The 3095-nt window shown below is 56.6% G+C and carries 4 protein-coding genes and 1 pseudogene; all 5 read right to left on the reverse strand.

What is annotated here, in order from left to right; all coding sequences use genetic code 11:
- On the reverse strand, positions 1-567 hold a 567-nt coding region (locus ACFWP2_RS39490; protein WP_380460952.1), incomplete at its 3' end, for a hypothetical protein.
- Between the two features lie 418 nt (positions 568-985).
- The gene (locus ACFWP2_RS39495) at positions 986-1201 is read right to left on the reverse strand and encodes an MbeD family mobilization/exclusion protein (RefSeq protein ID WP_079967714.1); all 216 of its coding nucleotides are present in this window, start codon (positions 1199-1201) and stop codon (positions 986-988) included.
- A gap of 3 nt (positions 1202-1204) precedes the next feature.
- The gene (locus tag ACFWP2_RS39500) at positions 1205-1690 is read right to left on the reverse strand and encodes an MbeB family mobilization protein (RefSeq protein ID WP_137502582.1); all 486 of its coding nucleotides are present in this window, start codon (positions 1688-1690) and stop codon (positions 1205-1207) included.
- A gap of 322 nt (positions 1691-2012) precedes the next feature.
- Positions 2013-2429 (reverse strand): annotated as a pseudogene (locus ACFWP2_RS39505) (relaxase/mobilization nuclease domain-containing protein); the annotation flags it as partial.
- Positions 2368-2691 (reverse strand): MobC family plasmid mobilization relaxosome protein, encoded by a 324-nt coding sequence (locus ACFWP2_RS39510; protein ID WP_170989424.1) that lies wholly within the window; start codon positions 2689-2691, stop codon positions 2368-2370. The gene ACFWP2_RS39510 and the pseudogene ACFWP2_RS39505, both read right to left, overlap by 62 nt.
- Positions 2692-3095: the final 404 nt, after the last annotated feature.

The following is a 3095-nucleotide window of genomic DNA, read 5'->3' on the forward strand; positions in this document are numbered from 1 at the left end:
TGCGATAACTATATTCCCGCCAGGAACAACCACCCTTTCGACTTGCGAGGATAGTTCTTTGAAAAATAATGATATATTTCTAAGATCTTCTTCCCGCAAAACCGTAAAGCGAGGTAATGGCGCACGCTTATGTCCATCAAAGGAAGGCGGCTTTCTCCAAATACCACCTTTCCCTGCCCTTAGTTTCTCAGTCTGCTGTTTTGTATACTCGACTAATCCGTAAGGAGGATCGGTTACAACTGCATGAATTGAATTATCTTTTTGCCTTTTTAACCATTCAATTGCATCATCAAAAAAAATCGTCGATTTCCCAACAGCCTTAGGTGAAGACGTCAAATCTAAGGAGGGAGTAATACCAGCATCACCATTTAAGCGATAGACACCGCGATCTACTCGTTCGAACAGACCAGGGGTATTTAAACTCAGATATGAACGTACAGAAGATTTTGAAATTTCTCCAATTTTCAAATAAACAGCGTTGGTTATCTCCTCAATAGAAGCTTCTCTTCCAAGCCTTAAAAAACATTCAATTATCGAGTCACGAACAACACCAGGAGCCAAAGACATGTTTATAAATCCAGTATTTTTGTATAAAATAATAATACTAACTAGACGTCAGGACGTCAATTTAGTTTAAAAGTGACGTCAAAAGAGCATGCATTAACTCCGCATTTACCATAACAGTGCTTTCCGGCACCGCCTCAGGGCGGGTTCGGCGCGAAAGCGGCGTCAGCCCGGTAAAACCGGCAGTAAACTCCCCACTAAATCGCGCATTCCGCGTCAGATAAATTTCACCCGACTGCATAGCCATGCAACCGGGTGAATGGCACCGGCTTTCGGCGGGGATCTGCGCCGCCCCCCCCGTTTTATCCGGTTTGTTACAGCGACGGACCGTCATACGTCCGCTGGCGCTGCGATCGTTCCAGCTCCAGCGCTTTCTGGTGCTGCGCCGCCCGCTGCTGCTCCCGGTGCGCCTCGATTCCGTTCAGCCTTGCGACAACCGGCGCAGCTGATCGCTCAAACTCTGCACCTGCCTGCTCAAGACCGTGACGCGCTCGCTCAGCGCCGCGTTCTCCCGTTGCATAAGACCAGACATCGTCCGCCATTCCGCGAAGGCGTTCTCCCACTCGTCCAGCCTTTTCGAGTAGTCCTGCTGTAGCTGCTCTAATGCGCTCAGCAACTGTTTTTCCAGCTCCGTCATGTGCTATTTCCCCGCCAGTATCATCCAGCTCGAATCCTCTCCGAACCGTCCCGCTTCCGGGTTCACCCTCACGCAGCGGCGTCTCTGATCGCCGCAGGTCGAGAGCTGCACGCCGCTGTTCCGATCGGACAGCATAGCCTGCGTGCTCTTCTGCTCCCGGATGGTCGTGTAATTGTCGAGTATCTGCTGACTCTGCCACCACAGAATGGCCGCGCTCGAAGCGATCAGCAGCGCGGACACCAGGACGATGGTCAGCCACGTCTGGCTGACCATGCGCAGCATCCCTTTCGTGCGCTGGCTCATGGCTGAGGACAGCTTCCGGTCGTGCTCGAGGATGGCGGCGCTGATTCTCTTCTCGCTTTCGCTCAGTTCCGCTCTGACAGACTTCTCGTGCTCGCTGAATGCGGCTTTCAGCATCTCGCCGGTACTCTGCTGCTGCGCTTTCGATTTCTGCTCTAAGTCCTTCGCCAGCGTTAAAAGACTGTTCATAGATGGCTCCCTTCAGTCGGATGTTTCGCCCCCCGTCCGGGTCGGCAATGCTGATGCTGCTTTTTGTAGTGCGCACCACCTCAAAACCAGCGCTTTCCAGCGCCTCAGTGACGTCCTGACGGGTTTTCAGCTCCCCGGACGAGGCTAAGGCCAGTAAACCCCGCGTAATCGCCTGGGCGGCTTCCTGCTTCGTTTCCGGCAGCGCGGACGGCGTGACCAGCGCCCGCCGGTTTTCCGGCGCGTTTGGATCGTGCAGCCCCAGCCTGCCGTTCACAATGGTCTGCCAGGCATCGATGCGCGGTCGGTCGGCGCGGTCGTAATACGGCTGGAGACGCCTGCCGGTCAGCAGCTCCGTGTTCGGGATCAGGAAGTTCAGCTCCAGCCTCCCTTTGTCCCGGTGCTCAACCCACAGCACGCTGTACTGGTCTTTATCGAGTCCGGGCATCAGAACCCGCTCGAAGCTCGCCATCAGCTTTTCACGCTGGCCGGGCGGTAAGTCCTGTTCGGCAAAAGACAGGACGCCGGATGTGTATTTTTTGGCGTAGGGCGAGGCGTCGATAAGCTCCCGGACTTCCTCCGGCTTCCCCTGCAGAACGCTGGCACCTTCGCGCTGGCGGTCTTTGCCCAGCAGGTAATCCACAGGCCCGGCGCCACCGCCGCGCCCCCGGGGGTGAAACTTAACGATCATCGTCTGCCCCCTTTTCCAGCACGGCGTGCCGCAGCCGCTCGAGTCCGGCATCGATGGCCATCAGCGCGGCGACAACCTGCACGCGGTCGTGCCCGCTGCCGCCACCGCCGTTAACCTGCCGGGCAATCTGGTTAAGGTTGTTCCCCATGCCGGCAAGCTGACGAAGCAGCGCCGGCGAGAGCGAGGGAAGTTTGCCGGTTCGGGCGGGCTTCTCGTCCAGGCACGTCTGCCGCATCCAGGCCGCGAGCTGTTTACCGTCGCAGCGCTCCAGCAGACGGCGGTGCTCATCTTCGGTCACCCACATGGTGAGCATTTTGCTGCGTTTGTCTGCCAATCCGGCCTCCTGATAACGCCGGGACGGGCGGGAAATCTTTTCCCGTTCGGCGCGGTGTTGGACAAGCCGCAGGCGCGTCAGTGGTTTTAGCGGGTTTCGGGGCGCAGCCCTGAACCAGTCACGTAGCGCTAGCGGAGTGTATACTGGCTTAATATGTTAGTTCGGAGTGGTGACTCAGGGAAGTGCTTCATGTGGCAGGGGAAAAAATGCGGCTGCGGGGCGTAAGTGCGAAATGCAGGTGTCGATGAAATGACGCCTCCTCGCTCACTCGGTCGCTACGCTCCTGCCGTGAGACTGCGGCGGGCGTTACATGCTCACGAATGACGAAATAAAGAGATGGCGCTCAAGTAAAGAAAAGCCGGGGAAAGGATGCGGCGTTGCCG

Origin of the sequence: Kitasatospora sp. NPDC058444 (assembly GCF_042721415.1) — a bacterium.
Taxonomy (GTDB): domain Bacteria; phylum Actinomycetota; class Actinomycetes; order Streptomycetales; family Streptomycetaceae; genus Kitasatospora.